The sequence below is a fragment of the Streptomyces sp. DH41 genome, from assembly GCF_029813785.1.
GTDB lineage: Bacteria > Actinomycetota > Actinomycetes > Streptomycetales > Streptomycetaceae > Streptomyces.
Window position 1 is genome coordinate 158,871 of sequence record NZ_JARVKY010000016.1, and the last position, 23,812, is coordinate 182,682.

26 protein-coding genes and 1 riboswitch are annotated in these 23,812 nt (G+C 72.1%); of the genes, 15 read left to right on the plus strand and 11 right to left on the minus strand.

The window, feature by feature from the left end; all coding sequences use genetic code 11:
- The first annotated feature begins 42 nt into the window (after positions 1 to 42).
- Positions 43 to 753: a hypothetical protein gene (locus QC283_RS25040; RefSeq protein ID WP_279563916.1), complete on the plus strand. Its 711-nt coding sequence runs from the start codon at positions 43 to 45 to the stop codon at positions 751 to 753.
- A 3-nt stretch (positions 754 to 756) separates the two neighbouring features.
- Here the strand turns inward: QC283_RS25040 and QC283_RS25045 are convergent, their stop codons facing one another.
- Positions 757 to 1,728: a glucosyl-3-phosphoglycerate synthase gene (locus QC283_RS25045; protein WP_279563917.1), complete on the minus strand. Its 972-nt coding sequence runs from the start codon at positions 1,726 to 1,728 to the stop codon at positions 757 to 759.
- Between the two features lie 196 nt (positions 1,729 to 1,924).
- Positions 1,925 to 2,072: riboswitch (SAM riboswitch) on the plus strand.
- Between the two features lie 17 nt (positions 2,073 to 2,089).
- Here QC283_RS25045 and thrC point away from each other — a divergent pair.
- The 6 genes from thrC (at position 2,090) to QC283_RS25075 (ending at position 9,214) form a co-directional block, all read left to right on the plus strand.
- Positions 2,090 to 3,394 (plus strand): threonine synthase, encoded by a 1,305-nt coding sequence (thrC, locus tag QC283_RS25050; RefSeq protein WP_279563918.1) that lies wholly within the window; start codon positions 2,090 to 2,092, stop codon positions 3,392 to 3,394.
- On the plus strand, positions 3,391 to 3,666 hold the full coding sequence (locus QC283_RS25055; protein WP_279563919.1) for a MoaD/ThiS family protein: 276 nt from the start codon (positions 3,391 to 3,393) through the stop codon (positions 3,664 to 3,666). Before thrC ends, QC283_RS25055 begins: the two co-directional genes overlap by 4 nt.
- A gap of 416 nt (positions 3,667 to 4,082) precedes the next feature.
- Positions 4,083 to 4,286 carry a cold-shock protein gene (locus QC283_RS25060; RefSeq protein ID WP_004929928.1) on the plus strand — a complete coding sequence of 68 codons (204 nt, stop codon included), beginning with the start codon at positions 4,083 to 4,085 and terminating at the stop codon, positions 4,284 to 4,286.
- 348 nt (positions 4,287 to 4,634) lie between these two features.
- Entirely contained in the window at positions 4,635 to 6,260 is a 1,626-nt protein-coding gene (gene groL, locus QC283_RS25065; protein WP_279563920.1) for a chaperonin GroEL, read from the plus strand.
- Positions 6,261 to 6,490: 230 nt separating this feature from the next.
- Positions 6,491 to 7,621, plus strand: coding sequence for an NADH:flavin oxidoreductase (locus QC283_RS25070; protein ID WP_279563921.1), 1,131 nt, complete (start codon positions 6,491 to 6,493; stop codon positions 7,619 to 7,621).
- A gap of 42 nt (positions 7,622 to 7,663) precedes the next feature.
- Positions 7,664 to 9,214, plus strand: a complete 1,551-nt coding sequence (locus QC283_RS25075; protein WP_279563922.1) for a carboxylesterase/lipase family protein — start codon at positions 7,664 to 7,666, stop codon at positions 9,212 to 9,214.
- 679 nt (positions 9,215 to 9,893) lie between these two features.
- On the opposite strand, the gene QC283_RS25080 is transcribed toward QC283_RS25075, so the two are convergent.
- On the minus strand, positions 9,894 to 10,103 hold the full coding sequence (locus tag QC283_RS25080) for a DUF397 domain-containing protein (RefSeq protein ID WP_279563923.1): 210 nt from the start codon (positions 10,101 to 10,103) through the stop codon (positions 9,894 to 9,896).
- Positions 10,087 to 10,926 carry a helix-turn-helix domain-containing protein gene (locus QC283_RS25085; protein WP_279563959.1) on the minus strand — a complete coding sequence of 280 codons (840 nt, stop codon included), beginning with the start codon at positions 10,924 to 10,926 and terminating at the stop codon, positions 10,087 to 10,089. The genes QC283_RS25080 and QC283_RS25085 overlap by 17 nt, the downstream gene beginning before the upstream one ends.
- A gap of 117 nt (positions 10,927 to 11,043) precedes the next feature.
- Between QC283_RS25085 and QC283_RS25090 the strand changes: the two genes are divergently transcribed.
- Positions 11,044 to 11,433 carry a hypothetical protein gene (locus tag QC283_RS25090; RefSeq protein ID WP_279563924.1) on the plus strand — a complete coding sequence of 130 codons (390 nt, stop codon included), beginning with the start codon at positions 11,044 to 11,046 and terminating at the stop codon, positions 11,431 to 11,433.
- 140 nt (positions 11,434 to 11,573) lie between these two features.
- On the opposite strand, the gene QC283_RS25095 is transcribed toward QC283_RS25090, so the two are convergent.
- Entirely contained in the window at positions 11,574 to 12,572 is a 999-nt protein-coding gene (locus QC283_RS25095; RefSeq protein ID WP_279563925.1) for an NADP-dependent oxidoreductase, read from the minus strand.
- A 122-nt stretch (positions 12,573 to 12,694) separates the two neighbouring features.
- On the opposite strand from QC283_RS25095, the gene QC283_RS25100 reads away from it, so the two are divergent.
- On the plus strand, positions 12,695 to 13,573 hold the full coding sequence (locus QC283_RS25100; RefSeq protein ID WP_279563926.1) for a LysR family transcriptional regulator: 879 nt from the start codon (positions 12,695 to 12,697) through the stop codon (positions 13,571 to 13,573).
- A gap of 66 nt (positions 13,574 to 13,639) precedes the next feature.
- Here QC283_RS25100 and QC283_RS25105 read toward each other — a convergent pair whose 3' ends face one another.
- Positions 13,640 to 14,224 (minus strand): TetR/AcrR family transcriptional regulator, encoded by a 585-nt coding sequence (locus QC283_RS25105; protein WP_279563927.1) that lies wholly within the window; start codon positions 14,222 to 14,224, stop codon positions 13,640 to 13,642.
- A 94-nt stretch (positions 14,225 to 14,318) separates the two neighbouring features.
- Here QC283_RS25105 and QC283_RS25110 point away from each other — a divergent pair, with 94 nt between their 5' ends.
- Entirely contained in the window at positions 14,319 to 14,912 is a 594-nt protein-coding gene (locus tag QC283_RS25110; RefSeq protein WP_279563928.1) for a dihydrofolate reductase family protein, read from the plus strand.
- A gap of 20 nt (positions 14,913 to 14,932) precedes the next feature.
- Here QC283_RS25110 and QC283_RS25115 read toward each other — a convergent pair whose 3' ends face one another.
- Genes QC283_RS25115 through QC283_RS25130 form a run of 4 tightly spaced genes read right to left on the minus strand, consistent with a single transcriptional unit; the run spans position 14,933 to position 19,034 of the window.
- Positions 14,933 to 15,505 (minus strand): hypothetical protein, encoded by a 573-nt coding sequence (locus tag QC283_RS25115; RefSeq protein WP_279563929.1) that lies wholly within the window; start codon positions 15,503 to 15,505, stop codon positions 14,933 to 14,935.
- Positions 15,453 to 17,030 carry a PTS transporter subunit EIIC gene (locus QC283_RS25120; protein WP_279563930.1) on the minus strand — a complete coding sequence of 526 codons (1,578 nt, stop codon included), beginning with the start codon at positions 17,028 to 17,030 and terminating at the stop codon, positions 15,453 to 15,455. The genes QC283_RS25115 and QC283_RS25120 overlap by 53 nt, the downstream gene beginning before the upstream one ends.
- A 15-nt stretch (positions 17,031 to 17,045) precedes the next feature.
- Positions 17,046 to 17,981 carry an N-acetylmuramic acid 6-phosphate etherase gene (murQ, locus tag QC283_RS25125; RefSeq protein WP_279563931.1) on the minus strand — a complete coding sequence of 312 codons (936 nt, stop codon included), beginning with the start codon at positions 17,979 to 17,981 and terminating at the stop codon, positions 17,046 to 17,048.
- Positions 17,982 to 18,035: 54 nt separating this feature from the next.
- A complete protein-coding gene (locus tag QC283_RS25130) occupies positions 18,036 to 19,034 on the minus strand; it encodes a MurR/RpiR family transcriptional regulator (RefSeq protein ID WP_443032683.1) in 999 nt (332 codons plus the stop codon).
- Positions 19,035 to 19,089: 55 nt separating this feature from the next.
- Here QC283_RS25130 and QC283_RS25135 point away from each other — a divergent pair, with 55 nt between their 5' ends.
- A complete protein-coding gene (locus QC283_RS25135) occupies positions 19,090 to 19,473 on the plus strand; it encodes a hypothetical protein (protein ID WP_279563932.1) in 384 nt (127 codons plus the stop codon).
- 19 nt (positions 19,474 to 19,492) lie between these two features.
- Positions 19,493 to 19,780 (plus strand): DUF4031 domain-containing protein, encoded by a 288-nt coding sequence (locus QC283_RS25140; RefSeq protein ID WP_279563933.1) that lies wholly within the window; start codon positions 19,493 to 19,495, stop codon positions 19,778 to 19,780.
- Here the strand turns inward: QC283_RS25140 and QC283_RS25145 are convergent.
- Both QC283_RS25145 and QC283_RS25150 read right to left on the minus strand, forming a co-directional pair.
- A complete protein-coding gene (locus QC283_RS25145; RefSeq protein ID WP_279563934.1) occupies positions 19,753 to 20,829 on the minus strand; it encodes a GNAT family N-acetyltransferase in 1,077 nt (358 codons plus the stop codon). The two genes, QC283_RS25140 and QC283_RS25145, sit on opposite strands and share 28 nt — an antisense overlap.
- Positions 20,830 to 20,839: 10 nt before the next feature.
- Positions 20,840 to 21,511: an HD domain-containing protein gene (locus QC283_RS25150; protein ID WP_279563935.1), complete on the minus strand. Its 672-nt coding sequence runs from the start codon at positions 21,509 to 21,511 to the stop codon at positions 20,840 to 20,842.
- A 124-nt stretch (positions 21,512 to 21,635) separates the two neighbouring features.
- Between QC283_RS25150 and QC283_RS25155 the strand changes: the two genes are divergently transcribed.
- From QC283_RS25155 to QC283_RS25165, 3 genes are all read left to right on the plus strand, one after another.
- The gene (locus tag QC283_RS25155) at positions 21,636 to 22,283 is read left to right on the plus strand and encodes a TetR/AcrR family transcriptional regulator (RefSeq protein ID WP_279563936.1); all 648 of its coding nucleotides are present in this window, start codon (positions 21,636 to 21,638) and stop codon (positions 22,281 to 22,283) included.
- A 33-nt stretch (positions 22,284 to 22,316) separates the two neighbouring features.
- Complete coding sequence (locus QC283_RS25160) at positions 22,317 to 23,000, plus strand: maleylpyruvate isomerase family mycothiol-dependent enzyme (protein ID WP_279563937.1); 684 nt, start codon at positions 22,317 to 22,319, stop codon at positions 22,998 to 23,000.
- Positions 23,001 to 23,083: 83 nt separating this feature from the next.
- Positions 23,084 to 23,773 (plus strand): copper homeostasis protein CutC, encoded by a 690-nt coding sequence (locus QC283_RS25165; RefSeq protein WP_279563938.1) that lies wholly within the window; start codon positions 23,084 to 23,086, stop codon positions 23,771 to 23,773.
- Positions 23,774 to 23,812 lie beyond the last annotated feature (39 nt).

Below are 23,812 nucleotides of genomic sequence, written 5' to 3' on the forward strand. Positions count from 1 at the left end.
GCATGTGTGGTGCGTATTTCAACTTTCTGGGGGGTGGGCGGCATGCCCATACGTATCCGCCGGTTCGCCGGCACCGCGGCACTGGTCGCGGCCTCGGCGCTGGCACTGGCCGGCTGCGGGGACGGAAGCACCGGTACCGAGACGGCGGCCGAGCGACCGGCCTCGGCCACCGCCACACCGACCCCGACTGCCACGCCCACCCCCACCGCCACACCGGCCTCGACTCCCTCGCCGACCCCCACTCCCACCCCCGCCGCCGTCACGCTGGACGACCACACCGGTTCCGCCGTCGGTAAGGCGGTCGGCGCGGCGAAGAAGGCCGGGCTCGCCTACGCCGTCCAGCTCCAGGGCACGGGTGGCAAGCGGGCCTCCTCCTGGTCCGCGGGCGAGGAGGTCTGCGCGCAGACCGACGAGCCCGGTGGCTCCTACGACGTGGCGTTCACCGTCCCGCGCAACGGCCGTGACTGCTCCGGTGACCTCCTGCACACCCCGGAACCGGTCCGGACGACGGCCCCCGCCCCGGATTCCGGCACGGACACGGGTTCCGGCACGGGTTCCGGCACGGGTACGGGCTCCGGAACAGGCACCGGCGGCTGCGAACTGACCAGCCCCGCCGGCAACTGCTACGCCGACGGCCAGTTCTGCGCCAAGAAGCACCGCGGTCTGAGCACCCACGGGCGCGGTGGCGAGTACCTGACCTGCGCGCAGGACTCGGGCGGCAGGTGGCGCTGGTCGGACGGCGTCACCGGCTGACGCTCAGGCCACCCTCCGGGCCGCGTACTCGGCGATCTCCGTCATCGGGGGGCGCTCCTCGGTGTCCACCGAGTACGTACGCGGCTCGAAACCGTCCGCGCCCCGTTCGAACTGGATGAGGGACGGCCGGACCAGGTGGCCGCGGGCCAGCCGGAGCTGGGCGGTGCGGTAGATCGCGGCGGACATGCGGCCCAGCGCCTGGCCGTCCTGGTGCCGGTGTCTGCGTACGCCGACGTCGACCTGCGCGAGGGCGTCCAGGCCCACCAGGTGCAGGGAGTCGACCAGCATGCCCAGCTCGACCCCGTAGCCGACGGGGAAGGGGAGTTGTTCGAGGAGGGAGCGGCGGGCCGCGTACTCGCCGCCGAGCGGCTGGACGAAGCCGGCCAGCTGCGGCCAGTGCATGTTGAGCAGCGGGCGGGCCATCAGTTCCGTGACCCGGCCGCCCTGCCCGGCCGCGGGCACGGCGGAGGCGCAGCCGTCGGGCACGGTGAGCGGACGGTCGTACATGGCCTTGACGAGGTGCACGCCCGGATCGGTGAGCAGTGGCCCCACGATCCCGGTGACGAAGTCGGCGGAGAACTCGCGCAGGTCCGCGTCGACGAAGCAGACGATGTCGCCGCCGGTGACCAGCAGCGAACGCCACAGCACCTCGCCCTTGCCGGGCACGGCCGGGATGCGGGGCAGGATCGTGTCGCGGTGCACGACGCGCGCGCCCGCCGCCGCGGCCACCGCCGACGTGCGGTCGCTCGACCCGGAGTCCACGACCACGATCTCGTCGACGAGCGGGACGCGCCCCATCAGGTCCCGGCGGATCACCGTGACGATGTCGCCGACCGTCGCCTCCTCGTCGAGGGCGGGGAGCACCACGCTGACCGACTGCCCGGTGGCGTGCTTGGCGGACAGGAGCTGCTGGATCGGCCGGTCCGACACGGACCAGGAGCGTGCGCTCAGCCAGCGCTCGACTTCTTCCAGCACGTTCGGTGGCTCCTTCGTGATCCGGTGTGATCCATCTCGCGGTGCGGACGACTGTCTCAACCGCCCTGGCCTTCGGTTACAGTCTTGAACAACGCGGAGGCCCACCGCATGCCGGGGGTCCCGCACGCACCACCGCTCGACAAGCTCGATATGCGCGGCAAGCGCGACAAGCCGAGCAAGATCAACAATCGAATACCGCTCATCCAGAGGGGCAGAGGGATACGGCCCGTTGAAGCCCCGGCAACCCTCCAGTCGGTTCTTGTCACGCGGACGTGGCGAGGCTCCCGACTCGGGAAGGTGCCAAATCCGTCTCACGGCGAGATGCGTCGTGAGGAAGATGAGGAGAAAGGGCCTCGCCTCCATGGCTGTGCAGACTGTCGAAAGCACCACCACCCCCGACGCTCCCGCCCCCGCCGGCTCCGTCGATCTGGGCCCCGCCGCCGCGCTCTCCTGCCGCGAATGCGGCCACCGCGTTCCGCTCGGCCCCGTCTTCGCCTGCGAGGAGTGTTTCGGCCCGCTGGAGATCGCCTACGACTTCTCGGCCCACGACACCGAGGAACTCCGCGCGCGCATCGAGGCGGGCCCCGCGAACATCTGGCGTTACGCCCCGCTGCTGCCCGTCCCCGCCGACGTGGCCGACAAGCCGAACATCAACCCCGGCTGGACCAAGCTGGTCAAGGCCGACAACCTGGCCCGCGAGCTCGGCGTCACCGGCGGTCTGTACGTCAAGGACGACTCCGGCAACCCGACGCACTCCTTCAAGGACCGCGTCGTCGCGCAGGCCATCGAGGCCGCCCGCGCCTTCGGTTTCACCACCCTGTCCTGCTCCTCCACCGGCAACCTCGCGGGTGCCGTCGGCGCCGCCGCCGCCCGCGCCGGCTTCCGCTCCTGCGTGTTCATCCCGCACGACCTGGAGCAGGGCAAGGTCGTCATGGCCGCCGTCTACGGCGGTGAGCTGGTCGGCATCGAGGGCAACTACGACGACGTGAACCGCTTCTGCTCCGAGCTGATCGGCGACCCGGCCGGCGAGGGCTGGGGCTTCGTCAACGTCAACCTGCGGCCGTACTACGCGGAGGGTTCCAAGACCCTCGCGTACGAGATCTGCGAGCAGCTCGGCTGGCGGCTGCCCGACCAGCTCGTCGTCCCCATCGCCTCCGGCTCCCAGCTCACGAAGATCGACAAGGGGCTGAAGGAGCTGATCCAGCTCGGCCTGGTCGAGGACAAGCCGTACAAGATCTTCGGCGCCCAGGCCGAGGGCTGCTCGCCGGTGTCCACCGCGTACAAGGCCGGCCACGACGTCGTACGCCCGCAGAAGCCGGACACCATCGCCAAGTCCCTCGCGATCGGCAACCCGGCCGACGGCCCGTACGTCCTCGACATCGCGCGCCGCACCGGCGGCGCCGTGGAGGACGTGAGTGACGAGCAGGTCGTCGACGCCATCAAGCTGCTCGCGCGCACCGAAGGGATCTTCGCGGAGACCGCGGGCGGGGTGACGGTCGGCGTCACGAAGAAGCTGATCGAGAACGGTGACCTGGACCCGTCCCTCACCACCGTCGTGCTCAACACCGGCGACGGCCTGAAGACCCTCGACGCGGTGGCCGGTACCGGCCTGACCGCCACCATCCGCCCGAACCTGGACTCCTTCCGAGAGGCTGGCCTCGCATGAGCGTGACCGTTCGCATCCCGACCATCCTGCGCACCTACACCGGCGGCAAGGCCGAGGTCGGTGCCGAGGGCGCCAACCTCGGTGAGGTCATCTCCGACCTGGAGAAGAACCACACCGGCATCGCCGCCCGCGTCCTGGACGACCAGGGCAAGCTCCGCCGCTTCGTCAACGTCTACGTCAACGACGACGACGTCCGCTTCGAGCAGGGCCTGGAGACGGCGACCCCGGACGGCGCGGGAGTCTCCATCATCCCCGCGGTCGCCGGCGGCTGATACGCGTCGATACACGTCGTAGTACGAATTGCCCTCTCCGTAAGAGAAACGGAGGGGGCAATTCCATGTGGTTGAGCGCGGTAGAGTTGGGGAACGCGCTCCCGATCGCGAGATCGGGAACTTCGCCTCCCTGCCGCCGGCCCGACAAGAAATAGCCAAAATGCGGGCGTATTTCGCGGCTTTTGTTCCCTTTGTGGACCCCGACTTGACCCGAATTCAGGCGAATTCTCGCCACATTCCGGACCGGGTGCGTCCAGATTTCTCGTCCGACTGACCTGTTGCAGAGGGCAGTTGGACAGATACATTCGGCCGCGGTCGACGCGTTCCGGCGCACGCCCCCAGTCGTGGGGGGCGAGGTCTGACCCGGGTCCGCGAAGTGCGGATCTGTGCAAGGGCCAGTAATAGGGGAGTTAGGCATGGCTCAGGGCACCGTCAAGTGGTTCAACGCGGAGAAGGGGTACGGCTTCATCGCGGTCGACGGTGGTGCGGATGTTTTCGTCCACTACAGCGCGATTCAGATGGACGGCTACCGCACCCTCGAAGAAGGCCAGCGGGTCGAGTTCGAGATCTCGCAGGGTCAGAAGGGCCCGCAGGCCGACATGGTTCGCCTCAGCGCCTGAGACGCGCGGCCACCGCAGCGCGGTCTTCAACCGAAGGGCCCGTACCTCCCGGGGTACGGGCCCTTCGGCCTGCCCGGCCCCGCCCCCGAACCTGCCCCCCGAACCTGCCCCGGCCCGTGTTCGCGGGTGGCTGATCGCTGGTGTCGATCCCCGAGAGGCGCTTGCACTCGGCAGGGGCGAGTGCTAATCATTGCGTTAGCACTCTGAAGGTGAGAGTGACAACGAAGGACCGGGTCGGTGAGGCCCGCAGGCCGGGTGGGGAAGGAACCGCACGGCAGGCGAGCCGTCCGTCGCGGGCGCGGGCGCGGTCCGAAGGAATCACCCCCAGTCCTGGAGGGACCACTTCACATGGCCAAGATCATCGCGTTCGACGAGGAGGCGCGGCGCGGCCTCGAGCGCGGCATGAACCAGCTCGCGGACGCCGTCAAGGTGACGCTCGGCCCCAAGGGCCGCAACGTCGTCCTCGAGAAGAAGTGGGGCGCCCCCACGATCACCAACGATGGTGTCTCCATCGCCAAGGAGATCGAGCTCGAGGACCCGTACGAGAAGATCGGCGCCGAGCTGGTCAAGGAAGTCGCCAAGAAGACGGACGACGTCGCCGGTGACGGTACGACCACCGCGACCGTTCTCGCCCAGGCCCTGGTCAAGGAAGGCCTGCGCAACGTCGCGGCCGGCGCCAACCCCATGGCCCTCAAGCGCGGCATCGAGAAGGCCGTCGAGGCCGTCTCCGCCGCCCTGCTCGAGCAGGCCAAGGACGTCGAGACCAAGGAGCAGATCGCCTCCACGGCCTCCATCTCCGCCGCCGACACCCAGATCGGCGAGCTCATCGCCGAGGCGATGGACAAGGTCGGCAAGGAAGGCGTCATCACCGTCGAGGAGTCCCAGACCTTCGGTCTGGAGCTCGAGCTCACCGAGGGTATGCGCTTCGACAAGGGCTACATCTCGGCGTACTTCGCCACCGACATGGAGCGTATGGAGGCGTCGCTCGACGACCCGTACATCCTGATCGCCAACTCCAAGATCGGCAACGTCAAGGACCTGCTGCCGCTCCTGGAGAAGGTCATGCAGTCGGGCAAGCCGCTGCTGATCATCGCCGAGGACGTCGAGGGCGAGGCCCTGTCGACCCTGGTCGTCAACAAGATCCGCGGCACCTTCAAGTCCGTCGCCGTCAAGGCCCCGGGCTTCGGCGACCGCCGCAAGGCCATGCTCGGCGACATCGCCATCCTCACGGGCGGCGAGGTCATCTCCGAGGAGGTCGGCCTCAAGCTGGAGAACGCGTCCCTGGACCTCCTGGGCAGCGCCCGCAAGGTCGTCATCACCAAGGACGAGACCACGATCGTGGACGGCGCCGGCTCCGCCGACCAGGTCCAGGGCCGGGTCAACCAGATCCGCGCCGAGATCGAGAACAGCGACTCGGACTACGACCGCGAGAAGCTCCAGGAGCGCCTGGCGAAGCTGGCCGGCGGCGTGGCCGTCATCAAGGCCGGTGCCGCCACCGAGGTCGAGCTCAAGGAGCGCAAGCACCGCATCGAGGACGCCGTTCGCAACGCGAAGGCGGCCGTCGAGGAGGGCATCGTCGCCGGTGGTGGCGTGGCCCTGCTCCAGGCCTCCCAGGTCTTCGAGAAGCTGGAGCTCTCGGGTGACGAGGCGACCGGCGCCAACGCCGTGAAGCTCGCCCTGGAGGCCCCGCTGAAGCAGATCGCCGTCAACGGTGGTCTCGAGGGCGGCGTCGTCGTGGAGAAGGTCCGCAACCTGACCGTCGGCCACGGCCTGAACGCCGCGACCGGTGAGTACGTCGACATGATCGCCGAAGGCATCATCGACCCGGCGAAGGTGACCCGCTCTGCCCTGCAGAACGCCGCCTCCATCGCCGCGCTGTTCCTCACCACCGAGGCCGTCATCGCCGACAAGCCGGAGAAGGCCGCCGCGGGCGGCGCCCCGGGCGGCATGCCGGGCGGTGACATGGACTTCTGATCGACCCCGGTCGATCAACCGTCCTTCACGTACCGAGGGCGGCACCCCCTGTTCCGGCAGGGGGTGCCGCCCTCGGGCGTTTTCGGGGGCCCGGCCGGGTGGTGTGCGCCGGATCACCGCGGGCCGGGAGCGACGCGAGGAATGACGCGACGGGGTGGACCGGTTGTCGCAGGAGTGCGATGAATGCGTGCGCACATACCGTACGGTACCCACTCCTGAGGAGCCCCCACGTGACCGTCACCGCCTCCGACGCCGCCTCGCGCGCCGCCCAGATCCTCGCCCGCCCGGCCACCATCAACGGCCTGACCGTGCCGAACCGCATCGCGATGGCGCCGATGACCCGGATGTTCTCCCCGGGCGGCATCCCCGGCGACGACGTCGTCTCGTACTACTCCCGTCGGGCCGCCGCCGGTGTCGGCCTGGTCATCACCGAGGGTACGTACGTCGGCCACGACTCGGCCGGGCAGAGCGACAGCGTCCCGCGCTTCCACGGCGAGGAGCAGCTCGCCGGGTGGGCGAGGGTCGCCGACGCGGTGCACGCGGCGGGCGGCACGATCGTGCCGCAGCTGTGGCACATCGGCATGGTCCGCAACGAGGGCGAGCAGCCTTTCCCCGACGCCCCCGCCGTCGGCCCCTCCGGCCTGCGCATCGGCGAGGACGAGGTCACCGGCAAGGCGATGACCCAGCGCGATCTGGACGACGTCATCGGCGCCTTCGCCGAGGCCGCCGCGGCCGCCGAGCGCATCGGCTTCGACGGTGTGGAGCTCCACGGCGCCCACGGCTACCTCATCGACCAGTTCCTGTGGGCGGGCACCAACCGCCGCACCGACGCCTACGGTGGCGACCCGGTGGCCCGCACCCGCTTCGCCGCCGAGATCGTGGCCGCCGTACGCGAGAAGGTCTCGCCCGACTTCCCGGTGATCTTCCGCTACTCGCAGTGGAAGCAGGACGCCTACGACGCCCGCCTCGCCGAGACCCCCGAGGAGCTGGAGGCGATCCTCGCCCCGCTCGCCTCGGCCGGCGTCGACGCCTTCCACGCCTCCACCCGCCGCTACTGGCTGCCCGAGTTCGACGACTCCGACCTCAACCTCGCCGGCTGGACCAGGAAGCTCACCGGCAAGACCGCCATCACGGTCGGCTCGGTCGGTCTCGAAGGCGAGTTCGGCAAGGCGTTCCTGGGCGAGGGCGCCGCGCTCGGCAGCCTCGACAACCTCCTGGACCGGATGGAGCGCGACGAGTTCGACATGGTCGCCGTCGGCCGCGCGGTGCTCCAGGACCCGGACTGGGCCCGGAAGGTCCTCTCCGGCCGCTTCGACGAGCTGGCGCCGTTCGACGCGGCGGCGCTCAAGACCCTGAGCTGACCCGGCCGCTGCGGGTGCGCACCACGGCGTAGGGTCCGTGGGATGACGAATCCCGGACCCGTGGAATCAGTGGAATCAGCAGGCCCTGTGGTGCGCACCGGCACCGGTTCGGTGCGCGGGCGGCGGGAGGACGGGCTGACCGTCTTCCGCGGCATCCCGTTCGCCGAACCGCCGGTGGGCGAGGCGAGGTTCGCCGCCCCGCGCCCGGCCCGCGCCTGGGACGGCATACGCGAGGCGTACGCCTTCGGTCCGCCGCCCCCGCAGGACGCCGGCGTAGCGGGCACCACCGGCCACGTCGACGTGCCCGTGGGCGACGACTGGCTGACCGTCAACGTCTGGACGCCCGCCCCGGACCCGGCCGTCCACCGCCCGGTGATGGTGTGGATCTACGGCGGCGCGTACAAGCTCGGCCACGCCGGCAGCCCCGGCTACGACGCCCGCCGCATCGCCGAGGACGGCGACCTGGTCGTCGTCACCTTCAACTACCGCCTCGGCATGGAGGGTTTCGCCCGTATCGAGGGCGCCCCCGCCAACCGTGGCCTGCTCGACCAGGTGGCCGCGCTGGAGTGGGTACGGGAGAACATCGCGGCGTTCGGCGGCGACCCGGACCAGGTCACCGTCTTCGGCGAGTCGGCCGGCGCCGGGTCCGTCGCCTCGCTGCTGGCCATGCCGAGCGCGACCGGGCTGTTCCGGCGGGCCATCGCCCAGAGTGTGCCGGGCACGTTCTTCTCCGACGAACTCGCCCGGGACATCGCCACCGCCCTCGCCGCCGAGCTCGGACTGCGCCCGACCGTCGCCGACCTGGCGGCCGTGGACCCGGACCGGCTGGTCAAGGCGGGGCAGTCCCTCGCCCCGAAGATGCCCGGGTACGTGGACCGCTGGGGGCAGGCCGCGCCCACGGTCACCCCCTACTCGCCGGTCGTCGACGGAGACGTGCTGCCGGTCATGCCGTGGCAGGCACTCGCGTCCGGCGCATCCCGGGACGTCGACCTGATCGTCGGTCACAACCGGGACGAGAACCGGCTCTTCACCGCCATGGCGGGCAAGCTCGGCCGGATCACCGAGGAACGCGCGAGCGCGGCCCTCGGCCTGTACGCGCCGGGCGGCGAGGCGGCCTACCGCGCCGCGTACCCGGGCGCGTCCGCGAACGACCTCTACGAACGCGTCCAGACCGACTGGCTCTTCGCCATGCCGTCCCTGCACCTGGCCGAGGCCCACCTCGCGGGCGGCGGCCGGTCCCACGTCTACGAACTGACCTGGCCGGCCCCGGGCGACGGCGGCGCCCTCGGCGCCTGTCACGCCCTGGACGTCCCGCTCCTCTTCGGCACCTTCCAGGCCGACCTCGGGCTGCTCCTCTTCGAGGGCGCGGAGCCGTCCCCGGAGGCGCGCGCCCTGTCGTCCCGCTTCCGGTCCTCGTGGACGTCCTTCGCACGCACCGGCGACCCCGGCTGGCCCGCGTACGACACGGAACGGCGCCTGGTGCGGGTGCTCGACGCGGAGCCGGCCGTCGCGCCGTACCCGGGGGAGGCGTCGCGGCGGCTGTGGGAGGACTACGAGTTCGCGCCCCTGCCGCTGGTGCGAACGGAGGCGTGACCGGCCGGGGTCTCGTGCCGGGGCGGGGCGTCAGGGCGTCGCCGACTTCCACGTGGCCGTGGGGCCGCCCGCTTCTGTGCCAGTGTCGTGCTTCCACGACCCGCGTCAAGGGCGCTGCGCGTCGCCTTCGGCGATCGGCCTGCGGCCGCCCCTTGACCCGGCTCGCTCCAGCACGGTGGAGAAGCGTGCGGGCGGCCGGGGAGGGTGGGTGTCCTAGGTACACCGGGCCCTTGGGCGGGTCGCGCGGTCGCCCGGCGTGAGGGGGCGCGTCGGCGCCTCGCCGGCACGCCGGGAGTGTTCGGCGTCTGACGCCCGGTGGGTGGGGGCCCTCTCGAAAACCGAGGACAAAACAGCGATTTCGTCCTCGGTTTTAGAGAGAGGTCCCGCCCGAGGGCTCCCGCGCCGAGACGGAATCACCCACCGGCCGTCAGACGCCGAGGCGGCCCGGCGTGCAGGCGAGGCGCCGACGCGCTCCCTCGTGCCGGGGACCGGTCGGCCGACCTGATGGACCGGTGTGCCCCGGCCACCCGTTCTTCCGGGCCGCTCGCTCGCTTCTCCCTCGTGCTGGAGCGAGCCGAGTCAAGGGTGGGCCGTAGGCCGATCGCCGAAGGCGACGCGCAGCGCCCTTTACTCGGGTCGTGGAAGCACGACCATGGCAAGGAAGCGAGTGGCCCCACGGTCACCTGGAAGCCGGGGCTGCCTTGATGCCGTCGACGAAGACCGACCAGGCGTCGGCCTGGAACCGCAGCCTGGGCCCGTGGGGGTCCTTGGAATCGCGGACCGGGATGGCGGCAGGGCTGCCGACGGCGACCTCCAGACAGTTGCCGCCGCTGCCCCCGCTGTAGCTGGACTTGTACCAGTCCAGGTGGTGCTCAGGGATGCTCCTCATGGACGTAATCCTGCGCCATCGCCTCAACTAGGGCCAGGGAGTTCTTCGGGGACAGCGAACAGGCAGAGAGCAGGCTGTAGGTGTGCCGCTGGTAGCGGACGACGGTGGGTTCATCCTCCAGCCGCCCGGTGCCGACGCCCTCGAAGTACACCAGCGGAGGCGCATCCTCGAAGTCCATCAACTTGATGGCGCCCTCCAGTGAGGCATGCGCTCCCGCGTCGAACGGCAGCACCTGCACAATGATCCGGTTTCGGCGAATCAGGCTGACGACGTGGCCGAGCGCCTCGGCCATCACCTCACGCCCGCCGGTGACCCGCCGCAGCGCGGCTTCGTCCAGTACCACCCACAACTGGGGCTTTGTTGGATCGTCGAGGAGACGGGCCCGGTCCATCCGCGCCGCCACCAGTTTCTCGATCACCTCGTTCGGCGCCGTGGGTTGGTACGCCCGGCACACCGCCCGTGTGTACGCAGGGGTTTGCAGCAGTCCAGGGATCAGCAGGGGCGCGTACTCCCTGATCTCCGTGGCGGTCGCCTCCGCCTCCGCCGCCTCCGCGAAGTGCTCCGGATACTTCGACTTCGCCGAAGCCGCGCAGTTCCGCCGGAAGAAGTCCTCCGTCCCGAGGACGTCGTCCAGCATGCGCGCGTACTCCGGTTGCATCCGCCGCGTACCGGACTCCAGTTGTCCGATGAACGAACCGCTGACGAACAGCCGCGCGCCCAGGTCCTCCTGGCTCAGCCCGGTCTTCTCGCGGGCGTGGCGCAACTCGGCGCCGAGGAGGGCGCGGGGGGACGACGAAGGGTCGAGGTCTTTCGGTCCAGGCATGGCAAGGAACTCCCGGTCGCACATCAGGGCTTGTTGGGACGCCCTGTATGGCCAGGTTAGAGGCGGGGCAGACACGCTGTGTACCGAATCAGGAACTCAGCGTGGAGGTGAGGAAGGGTGCGGTCGACCGAAGAAGTCGTCGAGTCCTTGCGGCAGGCCCTCGTGGGCGCCGGAGTCGTGCTGCCGTCCCTGTGCGTCGATCCCGTGACCGGCGCGAGTGACGAGCCGTTCGCCCTGGTCGACCTGGGGCGGTGCAACGTCCGGGTCGCCGAGCGGCTGGCGTCGGTGGTGCGTGGTGAGCGGCCGGCGGTCGGTACGCATGCCGTGGACGCGCGGGACGGGCGCGTGGGGGAGGTGGTGGGACACGCCGGCGGCGACGTGCGGTTGCGGCCGGTCGCCGGGGGCCGGGCGTGGGACTGCCCCCGGGCGTCGGTGGCGGTGGCGCAGCCGGAGGAGGTGCTGAGGGCACGGCTGAGAGGGACGAACCGTGAGAGCGCGCGCCCTTAGCGCCTGTCTGACGGGGAAGCGGCGGCAGGCGTCCGATGATCCGCCGGACGCACTGCCTGGCAGGACCGCTTCCAGCCGGGGCGTGTCCGGCTCGTCCAGGGCATGGGCGCGGTTCGCCACCACCCGCTGAAGGCCGGCGATCACGAGACCGTGGTCAGCACGATCTTGCCCTGGATGTGTCCCTGCGCGGCTCGCGTGTGCGCGCCGGCCGCTTCGGGCAGCGGGTAGGTGCTGTCCACCCCGACCTGGAGCTTGCCCTCGTCGAACAGGCGCCCGATCCGGGCGAGCTGGGGGCCGTTGGAACGCACCTGGATGTTCGAGACCGTGATGCCCAGACGCGCCGTCTCCTCCGGGTCGTACTCGGCGAAGAACACCGGAAGCATGGTGCCGCCGCGCTTGAGCACGCTCAGGAAGCGTGAGCTGTCCGGGCCACCGACGGCGTCGATCACCAGGTCGGCGTCGCTGACCACGTCCGTGGCCCGCGTCGTGGTGTAGTCGATGAACTCGTCGGCGCCGAGCTCGCGCAGGAACCGCTCGTGGCGGCCCGAGGCCACCGCGACGACGTGTGCCCCCTTCCACTTCGCCAGCTGCACCGCGAAGTGGCCCACTCCACCGGCGGCCCCGTTGACCAGCACGGTCATCCCCGGCGTGATCGGCACCGGCTGGTGCACCCGGCCGGTGAAGGGGGACGGCACGTCATGGCCGAGATCGACCAGGTACTGCCAGGCCGTCAGCACGGCCATCGGTGCCCCAGCCGCCTGGGCGTGGTCGATACCGGCCGGTTTGTGAGCCAGGTCGGAAGCCGGCGCGGCCACGTAATCGGCGTACGTCCGGCCGTCGAATCCGGGGAACCGCAGCATGCCGAAGACCTCGTCGCCGACGGCGAACCCCCGCACGTCCGGAGCGACCGCCTGGACCACACCCGACATGTCCGTTCCAGGGGTCAGGGGGAACTCCAGCGCCGGCCTCATCTCGGCCGGCATGACCTTCATCCCCTCACGCAGGTACCAGTCCGGCGGGTTGACGCCCGCCGCGTGCACCCGGACGAGCACCTCGCCCGGGCCGATCTCGGGAATCGGCACCTCGTCGTACCGCAGAACTTCCGGGCCGCCCGCTTCGTGGAACTGGATCGCCTTCATCGCGCCTGTCGCTTTCTCGGGGAAACGTTGCTTCCCTCAGTCAAGGCCCAGGACGGCATGGGCGTCCAAGACCGGTTCGGCAACCGGTCATTCCGAAACGGCATGACACGTACGCTGGCAGGGTGAACGACCTCGGGCAGGACCTGGATCTGCGGCTGGTGCGCTACTTCACCGTGGTGGCGGCGCACCAGCACTTCGGCCGGGCCGCCGCCGACCTGCACGTGGCGCAGCCGGCGCTGAGCCGCCAGATCCAGCGGCTCGAGAAGTACCTCGGCACACGACTGCTGGACCGCACACCCCAGGGCGCCCGGCTCACTCCGGCCGGCCAGACGTTCCTTCCCCGGGGACAGGCCCTGCTGCGGTCCGCCCGCCAGGCCGAGCTGGCCGTGCGTGACCAGGCCGGGGGCGAACGCATCACCATCGGTTACGTCGAGGACCTGGTGATCACCGCCGCCGTACGGGAACTGCGCCGCCGTTGCCCGGACGCCGAGATCGCCACCCGGCATCTGAGCTGCCGCGACGTCGGGGCGCTGGCCGACAGGCGCGTCGACGCCCTGATCGGGCGGGCCCCGCTGCCGTTCGACTCCGTCGACGACGTGTTCATCACCCCGCTGTACGAGGAGCCCCGGATGCTCGTGGTCCCGCGCGGCCATCCCTTGGCCGACCGCGCCTCGGTGACCGTGGAGGAACTGGCCGGTGAGGAGGTGGCGCCCTGCGCCTTCGAGACCGCGGACTGGACTTCCTCCCGGCTCCTCGGGGCCGGTCTGCCGCCGATCGAGAGCTACGAGGACAAGCTCGAACTCGTCGCGAATGGCGAGGCGATCGCCGTGCTGCCGGTCGGCGATCGGCGCAGCTCACTGCGTCCCGACCTCGTCACCGTCCCGGTCGAGGGCGCTCCCCCCAGCCAGGTCGTGCTGGTCAGCCGCACGGGCGATCCGAATCCGATGATCGGGAGTCTCCGGCTGGCCGCCGAGGCCGTCCTGACCGCCCCGGCAGCCTGACCGGGGCCGGCCGGTACCGACTGGTATGTCGACGGCGGCGGGAACCGGATCCGACCCGGCGGGCCGTCAGTCCCGGTCCGGTGCCACGATGCGTTCGACCGCCGCCGCCACCAGTTCGTCGCGCTCGGCCGGGGTGAAGACGTCCGGCAGGGTGAGCTGCTCGACGATCAGCCAGTTCAGGGCGAGGTAGAGCAGCTTGACGGCCATCGCGTCGCCGGGGAGGCCGGACGCCTCGTGGTACGAGACGTTGGCGGCGACGTCGGCGCGGATGCGTTCGGTCAGGACCGCGCGCAGTTCGGGGCGGCGGGTCGCCTCCAGCCGGAGTTCCAGCAGCGCGAGGTAGCCGGCGCGGAACGAGGAGATGCGGTCGACGAGTTCGCGCATCAGCACGACGTACGTGTCCCGGTCGCGGCCGGCCGTCCGCTGGCGGGTGAGGGTCGCCTCGTCGGGGTGGAGCCGTTCGTAGACGCGGGCGCCGGCCTGGGTGAGCAGGTCGTCGCGGTTGGCGAAGTAGTTGGACGCGGTGCCGCCCGGTACGGCGGCCTCCGTGTCCACCGCCCGGAAGGTCAGGCCCCGGGCGCCCTGCGCGGCCAGTACCTCGATCGCGGCGTCGACGAGGGCGGCGCGGCGCTGGTCGTTCCTTCTCACCATGGGCACGGCTCCATCGGAAATCTCATTGACACCACTCCAGGTGTAGTACTACGTTGAAACCACTTCAAGCAGAGTACTACGTGGGGGTTCTTCTTTGCGAAAGCTCGTGTACTACGTCGCCGTCACCCTCGACGGCCGTATCGCCGGCCCCGGCGGAGAGTTCGACTTCTTCCCGCTCGGCGACGAACGGCAGGCCGCCGCCTACTCGGCCTGGACCAACCCGCTCTACCCGGAGACGGTGCCGACCGCCTACCGCGCCGCCGTCGGTCTCACCGACGTGCCCAACCGGAACTTCGACACCGTCCTGATGGGACTCGGCAGCTACCGTCCCGGTCTCGACGAGGGGTACCCCAGCCCGTACGCGCACCTGCGCCAGTACGTGGTGTCGAGCACCCTGAAGCCCGACGAGGCCGACCCCGCCGTCACTGTCGTGCCCAGCGACCCGCTCGCCCTCGTCCGTGAGCTCAAGGCCGAGGACACCGGCCTGGACATCTGGCTGTGCGGCGGCGGGAAGCTCGCGGGCGCCCTGCTGTCCGAGATCGACGAGCTGCTGATCAAGAGCTACCCGGTGATCGCCGGTGCCGGTGTCCCGCTGGTCGACGGTGACTTCGACCCCACGCTGTTCGACACCGCCGAGCGCACCGCCTTCACCAACGGCGTCACACTCACCCGCTTCACCCGCCGGTAGGGGAGACACCCCGGACGGGCTCAGACGCCGCCCATCGGCTCGATGTCCACCCGGACCGGCGTCCCCCACACCCGCAGCACCTCGTAGTCCGTGAACTCGTGGACGAGCCGGTACGCCATCGCCGCGCGGGGTGCGCGCAACTGGGCCGCGATGTACAGCTCGGCCTCGCGGCGGTCGCGGCGCGGGGTGCCGCACAGCTGCCACGCCTGGCCGTTCCACAGCTCGGGCAGCCAGCGCTGCTGGGGCTGCGGACGGTCGCCCCGGACGCCGTAGCGGGACTGGACCGGGTCGGTGGCGGGCCGCGCGGGGAGCGGGCCGCCGTTGTACTCGCTGCGGCGGGCGGCGCGGCGGCGGGTCTCGCACAGGAGGCAGAGGTCGGGGGCGGCCTTGTCGACCGGGCCGTTCGGATGCTCGTGGCAGCGGGTGGTCGGGGCCGCCGCCGTGACGCTCTCCTCCAGCTGGTCCAGCGCGCGCTTCAGGTCCGCGCGGACCTCGTGCAGCTTGGCGTCCGGCGTGTCGGTGCTCAGTGCCTCGCCGTGCTCACCGAGGAGACGCAGGGCGCGGCCCAGGGCGGTCAGCTGGGCGTGGTTCATGCTCCCCAGAGTCGCACACGGCGCGGGCGGTGCCGCCGTCCAGACCGAAGAAGTACGTCGCCGCGAAGCCGACCACGTACCCGGTGAGCAGCCCGCCGCCGTACACCGCCGCCGTCACCGCCCAGCCACCGCCGCCCGCGAGGAGCGGGAACAGGGCCCAGCCGGACGGGCCGATCGCCGTCGCCCCCACGTCCGTGCCGAGCATCGCGAACAGGCCGACGAAGGCGCCGCCCGCCGCGCCGCCCACGCAGGCGGTGAGGAAGGGGCGGCCGAGGGGGAGGGAGACACCGTAGATCAGGGGTTCGCCGACGCCGAGCAGACCGGCCGGGAGCGCCGATCTGATCGTCGTACGCAGGGTGGTGTCGTGGCGCAGACGGACGTACACCGCCGCCGCCGCGCCGACCTGGCCCGCGCCCGCCATGGCCAGGATGGGGAGCAGGACGGTGTGGCCCTGCTGCTCGATGAGCGTGGTGTGGATGGGGATGAGGGCCTGGTGCAGGCCCAGCATCACCAGGGGGAGGAAGAGGCCGCCGAGGACCAGGCCGGCCAGGGCGCCGGTCGTCGTCAGGAGCCAGTTCGCCGCCGTGCCGATGGCCGTGGCGACCTCCCCGGCCGCGTACATGAGGACGTAGAGGGTGACCAGGCCGGAGACCAGGACCGTCAGGGTCGGGGTGAGCAGGACGTCCAGGGTGCCGGGGAGCCGGGCACGGCACCACTTCTCGACGTACGTGCCGAGCAGCGCGGCGGCCAGTGCGCCCAGGACGCCGCCCTGGCCGGGGGCGAGCGCGGTGCCGAACGCCGTCACCTCCGCCACGCCCGGGTAGACGACGACGGCGGCGACCGCGCCGCCCAGCACGGGCGTCCCGCCGAACTCCTTCGCCGTGTTGTGGCCGACGAACACCGCGATCAGCGCCATGAAGGCGGAGGAGAGGGCGGCCAGGGCGGGGGTGATGCCGGGGAGCCGTTCCAGGTTCGTCAGCAGACCCGCGATGCCCGCGACGATCCCGCAGCCGATCAGGGCGGGGATGAGCGGGACGAAGATGTTCGCGACGCGGCGCAGGGCCGACTTGAGCGGGGTCGCGTTGCGCCGCTTCTGCCGCGCCTTCAGCTCGGCACCGCGCCGGGCGAGGACGTCCGCCGTGCCGGCGGGAGTGTCCGCCGGCACGGCGGGAGTGTCCGCCGGGGCTGCGAGGGCGTCCGCCGTGCCGGCGGCGCCCTCCACCGTGCAGCCGGCCCCGTCGGCCGCCAGCAGTGCCTCGAAGGCTTCCGTCACCCGCCCGACCACCCCCGGCCCCAGCACCACCTGGTACGACTCGCCGTCCTCCACCACCCCCAGCACACCGGGCAGCGCCCGCAGCGCCGCGTCGTCCACCCGGGATCGGTCGGCCAGCCCCAGGCGGAGGCGGGTCATGCAGTGGGCGACGGAGGTGACGTTGGCCGGGCCGCCGACCAGGGGGAGGAGGGCGGCGGCCGTGGAGCGGGGAGTGTGGGGAGTGCCGGGGGTGTGGGGGGTGTCCTTGTGCACCCCCCGAGCGTGCGGTCAGCCCCGTGCCGTGGCCAGCGCGGCGCGCAGGTGGCCGCCGGAGTCCTCCAGAAGGCGGGCGGCCGTCGGGCCGTCCACGTCGGCCAGCAGGGTCAGGATCGCGTGCTTGACCTCGCCGTCCGTGGCGGTCAGGGCGCGCTCGACCTCGTCGTCGGCGGCGCCGGTGGCGAGCGCGACGATGCGGCGCGAGCGGGCGCGCAGCTTCTCGTTGGAGGCGCGGACGTCCACCATCAGGTTCCCGTACGTCTTGCCGAGGCGGATCATCGTGATCGTCGACAGCATGTTCAGGACCAGCTTCTGCGCCGTACCGGCCTTCAGCCGGGTGGAGCCGGTGATCAGCTCGGGCCCGGTGACGACCTCGATGCCGTGCTCGGCGGCGGCGGCCAGGGCGCTGCCGCTGTTGCACGCCAGCCCGATGGTCAGGGCCCCCCGCGCCCGGGCGTGCTCGACGGCGCCGATGGCGTACGGCGTGCGGCCGGAGGCGGAGACGCCGACCACCGTGTCGTCGGGGGTGAGGGCGAGGGCGTCCAGGTCGGCGCGGGCCAGCTCGGCCGAGTCCTCGGCGCCCTCGACGGAGGTGACCATGGCGTCCGGGCCGCCCGCGATGAGGCCGACGACCTGCCCGGGGGCGGTGTTGAAGGTGGGCGGGCACTCCGAGGCGTCCAGGACGCCGAGCCGGCCGGCCGTGCCGGCGCCCGCGTAGACCAGCCGTCCGCCGCGTGCCATCCGGGCCGCTACGGCGTCGACGGCGGCGGCGATCTCGGGCAGCCGTTCGGCGACGGCGGCGGGCACGGCGGTGTCCTCGCCGTTCATCACCCGCGCGATGTCGAGGGTGGGCATCCGGTCGATCTCGGCCAGCTCGGGCCGGAACGCCTCGGTGGCCAGCGTCTCCAACTGGGAACGGAGGTCGGGTTGGTGGGGGGTCGCAGTCATGAGGAAGCCGCTCTTTCCACTTCGGTGCCTGTACTTACCCGGGGGCGCGGGGGCCTACGATCTCCCGCGGCTCCCGTGCCGGTGGGCCAGCGCCTCGTAGGACGCCGACAGGGCCGGCGCGGCCGACTCGTACGTCCGCTGCGCCACCCCCACGAACAGACAGTCGACCACCAGCAGCTGGCTGGTCCGCGACGACATCGCCGCCGGCCTCAGCTCGCTCTCCCTGGACGTGGACGTGGTCAGTACGTGGTCGGCGTACTGCGTGACGGGGCTGTCGGGGCGGCCGGTGATGGCGACGGTCGTCGCCCCGCGTTCGAAGGCGACCCGCAGCGGCTCGATGACGTCCCCGGTCGACCCGGAGTGCGTGATGGCGAGGGCGACGTCCCCGGCGCGCAGCTGCACCGCGTTGGTGACGGCGAGGTGCGGATCGCTGGGGGCGTGCGCTATGAGCCCTATGCGCAGGAGCTTCTGGGTGAGGTCCTGCGCGACCAGCCCGGAGGCGCCGATGCCGTACACGTCGGTGCGGCGGGCGGCGGCGAGCGCGGCGACGGCCGCGCCGAGCTGGACGGTGTCCAGTGAGGCGGCGGTGTCGGCGAGGGTCTGCTGCTCGTCGTAGGCCAGCTTGGCGACGACGTCGGCGATCGGGTCGTCGACCGCGATGTCGGTCGTGATGGCGGGCGCGCGGCCGGACTGCTGCTGGGCGGCGAGCCCGGCGAGCGCGAGGCGCAGATCGCGGTAGCCGGGGTAGCCGAGCAGCCGGGCGGTGCGTACGACGGTCGCCTCGCTGGTGCCGGTGAGCTCGGCGAGGCCGGTGACCGTGAGGGCCGCGCAGCCGGCCGGGTCACCCGCGACGGCCTCGGCGACCCGCTGCATGGAACGGGTCATCGACGGCGCCAGCGTGCGGACCTTGGCGGCGAGGGCGGCGGGCGCGGGCGGCGCGCTCCCGCTTCCGGAGCCGCGGCGGCCACCGGTCGCACCACCACCGGTCGCACCGCCGCCGCGCGCGCTCTCGCCGCGCGGGCTTCCGAAAGTTTCCTTCACTTCATCGGTCACTACTGAAAGATATTTTCGTTTCGGTCCACGGGTCAAGAGTGCGCACAATGGGTGCATGGACGACCCCATCAGCCCCCTGGAGCAGACGCTGCACGCCGCACGCGCCCTCGTCCTCGCCGACCTGGTGGCGGGCCAGGTCGCCGAGCCGGACGTCGTCTCGCTGGTCGAGGAGTCCGTCGTACAGCGGCGCTGGTGGGTCGAGCAGTGGCCCGAGGGCGCGGAGTTCGTGGCCGGGCTGGTCGCGCAGGACGTGCAGGACGCGCTGCTGGAGCGGTACGGGCGCTGGCCGCTGTGCCCGGTGTGCGGATCCGGCGACCCGCACGCGCTGGAGGTCGAGCCGGAGCTCGGCCCCGACCCGCACTGGGTGTGCGGCAAGGCGGGTGTGAAGGTCGCGGCGGTCGGCTCGCTGGGCGGCGCCGCCAAAGGCACCCCTTCGTGAGGTCCGTGAGGGCGACCCGGTGAGCGTCTACATCGATCCGCCGAACTGGCCGGGGCACGGCCGCATGTGGTCGCACCTCGTCAGCGACGTCTCCTACGCCGAGCTGCACGCGTTCGCCGAGTCCCTGGGCGTGCCGCGCCGCGCCTTCGAACGCGACCACTACGACCTCCCCGCCCAGCGGTACGCCGACGCCGTGTCCGCCGGTGCGCTGGAGGTCAGCAGCCGCGAGGTGGTGCGGCTGCTGCACGGGGCGGGGCTGCGGCGCCGCAAGGGTGCCGTTCAGCCGCGCGTGCCCCGCAGCTCGTAGGCGAGTTGCTTCTCGTCCCCCGCGACCCGGGTGAAACCGGCGCGGACGATCACGGCCTGGGAGGCGAGGTTGGCGGGCTCGGTCGTCGCGAACACGGACACCACCTCCTCGCGGGCCAGCGCCCACGCGGACAGCGCCCGCAGGCCCTCGGTGGCGTAGCCGTGGCCGCGGGCCGCCTCGGCGAGGTCGTAGCCGATCTCCACCCTGTCCTCCTCGTCCGGTGCCCCGTGGAAGCCCATGCCGCCGACGGCGCGGCCGTCCTGGCGGCGCACGAGTACGAAGACCCCCCACTCGGGCCGGTGCACGCCCGCCTCGTACGCCTTCAGCAGCATCCCGGCGGCGTCCCGGGTGCCCTGGAAGGGGCCGCCCTCGACCCACTCGAAGCCGCCGTCGCCGCCCGCGGCCAGGTCGGTGGCGGCGGCCGGGGTGACGCCCTGGAGGGTGAGGCGCTCGGCCGGGACGACCAGGTTGTTGAGCCAGCGCCACGCGGTGACCGGCGCGCGGCCGGGCAGTTCACCGCGGCCGGTGGCCCACAGCAGGGTGCGCCAGGGGTCGTCTCCGGGCCGGACGTGCGGGAAGATCCGGGCGAGGACGTCCGCGCACAGCTCGGCGGGCGGCTCGTAGGCCAGTCCGAGGCCCTCGGCGATGTCGTGCGTGTGCGCGAGGACCTCGGTGACGCCCATCGCGGCGAAACCCTCGCGGTTCGCGCTGCGGAAGGGATACGGGTGGAAGGCGCGGACCTCGCGCGGCGTGGTGCGGAGGGTCGCGGCGAGCAGGGCGCAGGTCGTCTCGATGACGTGCAGGACGCCTTCGTTGTCCGTGCCGTCGTCGAAGGTGATCTCGAAGGGGACGTAGGCCTCGGTGGCGCGTCCGGCGAGCTGGCCCGCGTAGGCGATGAGGTCGCCCGCGATGTGCTCGGCCGTCTCCCGGCAGCTCCACTTCAGGCGCCCGGCGGCTGTCGCCTCCCAGTCCCGGTCCGTCGCCGTCCGCAGCAGCGCGACGGCGCTCGCGACGGCCTCTTCCACCTGTTCCCCACCCATGCTCCGCATGCCGGGCAGGCTACGGGCCGGGCTCGTCCCCGGGCGACAGCATTTCCAGCTCGCCGGTGAGGTTGTAGCGGGCGGTCGCCTCCCACTCCCGCCGCCCGTACGGGGTGCGGAAAAGCCGGGGCAGGGCGAGGAGTTGGCGGAGGATCGCGGCCCGGCCCGCGCGGAAGGCCTCGTTCGGCACGAAGTGGTACTCCTCGCGGACGGCGGCCGTGTACGCGGCGTACGCCGAGGGAGGCGCCGCGAGGATCGCCAGGTCGGCGTCGCACAGCACCTGCCCGTCGCGGTCGTCGTCGGCGGGGTCGTGCGTGACGGTGAGCCGCACCAACCGCGCCACCTCGGCGACCTTCCCCTCCGGCACCCCGGCCTCGGGCAGCGCGCGCTCGGCGAGGCGGGCCGAGCGCTCCTCGTTCTCGGAGCGGTCGGGGAGGTAGACGGCGTCGTGGAACCAGGCGGCGAGACGCACCACGTCGGCGTCGGCGGCGTACTCCTCCAGTACGTCGACGTGGTCCAGGACCGCGGTGAGGTGCGCGAGCGTGTGGTAGCGCCGCGCGGGCTCCTGCCAGCGGGCGAGCAGGTTGTCGGCGTACGGCGCCGGGTCGGGGCGGCCGGCTCCCCGCACGGGGCCGGCGGCCTTGTCCAGGGCGCGGGCGAAACGGGAGCGCAGGGCGTCGAGGTCGGCCATGTGCCCATTCTTCCAGCGGGGGCGGACACCGGCTCCGACGACGGGCACCGCCACCAGCTGCGGTGATAGCTTCTCACTGAACCTTGAGGATGTATTCGCGCCGAAGCGGAGAGAGTGGCGGACCATGACGGACGCGCGCACGAGGACCCCGCGCGAGCGCTACCGCACCCAGGTGCGCGCGGAGATCAAGGAACACGCCTGGGAGCAGATCGCGACGGCGGGGGCGTCCGCGCTCTCGCTCAACGCGATCGCCAAGCGGATGGGCATGAGCGGCCCCGCGCTCTACCGGTACTTCGGCGGCCGGGACGAGCTGATCACCGAACTCGTCAGGGACGCGTACCGAAGCCTCGCCGACACCTTCCGGGCGGCCTCGGGGGCGGGCGCCGACCTCGCCGCGCTGGCACACGCCATGCGCGCGTGGGCGCTGGACGACCCCCACCGCTACTTCCTCGTCTTCGGCACCCCCGTCCCGGGCTACCGCGCACCCGACGACATCACCGAGATCGCCGCCGAGACGATGACGGCCATCCTCGACGCCTGCGCCGCACTGCCCTCGGACCGCCCCGCGACACCCTTCGGCACGCACCTCGAAGGCCACCGGCAGTGGGCGGCCGGCCACCCCGCCCCGCCCGCCGTCCTGCACCGGGCGCTGACCGTCTGGACCCGGCTGCACGGCGTCCTGTCCCTGGAACTCGCGGGCCACTTCACCGGCATGGCGTTCGATCCCGCCCTCCTCTACGCCGCTGAACTGGACGCCCTGATGGAACGCTGACCGCGCGGCGGAACCGGCCCTAACGTGGGGTCCATGACGACTCCTGCGGATGTGCAAGGCGTACGCGACCCCGAGCTGCCCGGGCGGCTGCTGGCCACCGAACGGGACGAACTGGTCCCGCTGCTGCGGTCCCGGGCGGACGCCGACTTCGCGCTGCCGGTGGCCGCGTGCCCGGGCTGGACCGTGCGGGACGTGCTGGCGCACTGTTCCAGCGCGCTGGTCCGGGTGGTGGAGAAACGCTTCGAGGAGGGCGTCTTCTCACCCGAGTGCAACGACCGCGACATCGCCGAACGCGCCGACTGGACGAACGCCCGGGTCGTGGACGAGCTGGAACGCGGCATGACCGAGGCCGGGCCGGTGATCGCCCGGGCGGGCGGCGTGCTGGACGCCGTCGCCCTGGGCGAGTGGGTGCACGCCGGTGACGTACGGGTGACCTTCGGCGAGCCGGGGGCGTACGCGGGGCGCGGGCTCCCCGAGGCGCTCACGCTGCTCGGCACGATCACCCGGGCGCGCGGTCACGTGCCGCTCCACGCCGACCTGGACGACCTGGACGAGCCCCTGAAGCTGGGCGAGGCGAACGGCGAGCGGCCGCCCGGCCGGTTCATCGGCGACGGCCCCACCCTCCTGCGGCTCTACGCGGGCCGTCCCCTGGACGGAGCGGCGGCGTACGAGCTGGCCGGGGTGCAGGCGGCGGAGCTGAACATCTTCGGCGACTGAGCGGCGACGCGGGGACCCGGCCTGCCATCGGGGCGTAGTCTTGGATTGGACTAGACCTGTAGTAGGCCGACGAATGGGGTCCCATGAGCAAGCGTGCAGTCCTGGAGGTGATCGCCCTCGACGTCGAGGACGCGGTCGCCGCCCAGGCCGGAGGCGCGGATCGCCTCGAACTGGTCACCGACATGGCGGCCGACGGACTCACCCCGTCGGCCGAGACCGTCGCCGCGATCCGCGCCGCCGTCGACATCGACGTACGGGTGATGCTGCGGCTCGCCGACGGTTTCGCCGCCGGGGACGTCGAGCGGCTGGCGCGGGTCGCGGGACGGATGCGGGAGGCCGGGGCCACGCAGTTCGTGCTGGGGTTCCTCGACGCCGACGGTGACGTGGACCTCCGGGCCGTGGAGCGGATGGCCGGGACGCTGACCGGATGCCGGTGGACGTTCCACCGCGCCATCGACCGCGCCGGGAACCGGGACGCCCTGCGCAAGCAGCTCGCGGACTTCCCCGGGCTGGACACGTACCTGACGGCCGGGGCGGCCGGCGGGGTCGACGACGGACTGCCCGTACTGCTCGCCGAGGCGCGGCGGCGGGGGGAGCCCGGGTACGAGCAGCAGCTGCTGGTGGGGGGCGGCCTGCGACTGGAGCACGTGCCGGGTCTCCTCGACGCGGGCATCGACGGCTTCCACATCGGCGGGGCGGCGAGGCCCCACGGATGGGACGGGCCGGTGTCGGCGGAAGCGGTGGGGGAGTGGCGACGGGTGCTGGGGGACTGACCGTCGGCCGGTTGGTGCGCGTGGGACGGAGCGGGGGGT

Excerpts from the sequence above, each read along its gene's own strand:
- QC283_RS25055 (WP_279563919.1), top strand. The coding sequence starts at position 3,391 with ATGAGCGTGACCGTTCGCATCCCGACCATCCTGCGCACCTACACCGGC.
- QC283_RS25080 (WP_279563923.1), bottom strand. The coding sequence starts at position 10,103 with ATGAGGAGCATCCCTGAGCACCACCTGGACTGGTACAAGTCCAGCTAC.
- QC283_RS25155 (WP_279563936.1), top strand. The coding sequence starts at position 21,636 with ATGACGGACGCGCGCACGAGGACCCCGCGCGAGCGCTACCGCACCCAG.
- QC283_RS25115 (WP_279563929.1), bottom strand. The coding sequence starts at position 15,505 with ATGAACCACGCCCAGCTGACCGCCCTGGGCCGCGCCCTGCGTCTCCTC.
- QC283_RS25075 (WP_279563922.1), top strand. The coding sequence starts at position 7,664 with ATGACGAATCCCGGACCCGTGGAATCAGTGGAATCAGCAGGCCCTGTG.
- QC283_RS25165 (WP_279563938.1), top strand. The coding sequence starts at position 23,084 with ATGAGCAAGCGTGCAGTCCTGGAGGTGATCGCCCTCGACGTCGAGGAC.
- QC283_RS25060 (WP_004929928.1), top strand. The coding sequence starts at position 4,083 with ATGGCTCAGGGCACCGTCAAGTGGTTCAACGCGGAGAAGGGGTACGGC.
- QC283_RS25085 (WP_279563959.1), bottom strand. The coding sequence starts at position 10,926 with ATGCCTGGACCGAAAGACCTCGACCCTTCGTCGTCCCCCCGCGCCCTC.
- QC283_RS25150 (WP_279563935.1), bottom strand. The coding sequence starts at position 21,511 with ATGGCCGACCTCGACGCCCTGCGCTCCCGTTTCGCCCGCGCCCTGGAC.
- QC283_RS25135 (WP_279563932.1), top strand. The coding sequence starts at position 19,090 with ATGGACGACCCCATCAGCCCCCTGGAGCAGACGCTGCACGCCGCACGC.
- groL (WP_279563920.1), top strand. The coding sequence starts at position 4,635 with ATGGCCAAGATCATCGCGTTCGACGAGGAGGCGCGGCGCGGCCTCGAG.
- QC283_RS25160 (WP_279563937.1), top strand. The coding sequence starts at position 22,317 with ATGACGACTCCTGCGGATGTGCAAGGCGTACGCGACCCCGAGCTGCCC.
- QC283_RS25095 (WP_279563925.1), bottom strand. The coding sequence starts at position 12,572 with ATGAAGGCGATCCAGTTCCACGAAGCGGGCGGCCCGGAAGTTCTGCGG.
- thrC (WP_279563918.1), top strand. The coding sequence starts at position 2,090 with ATGGCTGTGCAGACTGTCGAAAGCACCACCACCCCCGACGCTCCCGCC.
- QC283_RS25105 (WP_279563927.1), bottom strand. The coding sequence starts at position 14,224 with ATGGTGAGAAGGAACGACCAGCGCCGCGCCGCCCTCGTCGACGCCGCG.
- QC283_RS25145 (WP_279563934.1), bottom strand. The coding sequence starts at position 20,829 with ATGCGGAGCATGGGTGGGGAACAGGTGGAAGAGGCCGTCGCGAGCGCC.
- murQ (WP_279563931.1), bottom strand. The coding sequence starts at position 17,981 with ATGACTGCGACCCCCCACCAACCCGACCTCCGTTCCCAGTTGGAGACG.
- QC283_RS25040 (WP_279563916.1), top strand. The coding sequence starts at position 43 with ATGCCCATACGTATCCGCCGGTTCGCCGGCACCGCGGCACTGGTCGCG.